The following is a 470-nucleotide window of genomic DNA, read 5'->3' as shown; positions in this document are numbered from 1 at the left end:
GCCGGCCCGCGAACCGAACTTGGCAAATCGACGTTCCCCAGATGGCGCCAATTGAGCCCGGCCAGCACGCGGACTCCATCGCACCGGTTACCCTTAGGAGTGGTGTCGTCTAAGCAAGTGACCGGAACCGAAGCACGGCCCGTCGTTGCTGCCTCGACTGAGAGATCGAGAACGGCCTCGACAATCCCGCGACCGAGCTGTGGTTCACCCGGTGGCAATTGAGCAAAGTTTTCCACGCGAGCGCACTCGGCATCCGTCGCCATGTGATCTAGAACGGTGGCAAGCGGCGCTGCGTTTACAGCAAAGCGGCGCCGAGGCGCATTCGCTGCTTGCTCGGCCGCGTTCTGCGGTATCTGCCCGTGGAGCGTGTCGAAATGAACAACGATCCGGCGTGCGGTACAAAACCTGCCGCCAGCAGCCGTACCTGCTTCGTGGAAAAGGACATAAGATAGGGGCGTTTCGGGGAAGCC

At 61.7% G+C, this 470-nt stretch carries 1 protein-coding gene; it reads right to left on the bottom strand.

What is annotated here, in order from left to right:
• Positions 1-470 (bottom strand): hypothetical protein (locus IFS44_RS22020; protein ID WP_206757906.1); only part of this gene is annotated, 470 nt, incomplete at both ends.

It is taken from the genome of Sphingomonas sp. CFBP 13706 (assembly GCF_014842355.1).
In the GTDB taxonomy this organism is placed as follows: domain Bacteria; phylum Pseudomonadota; class Alphaproteobacteria; order Sphingomonadales; family Sphingomonadaceae; genus Sphingomonas; species Sphingomonas aerolata.
The sequence above is the reverse complement of the archived record's forward strand: the minus strand, read 5'-3'. Positions and strand labels throughout refer to the sequence as shown.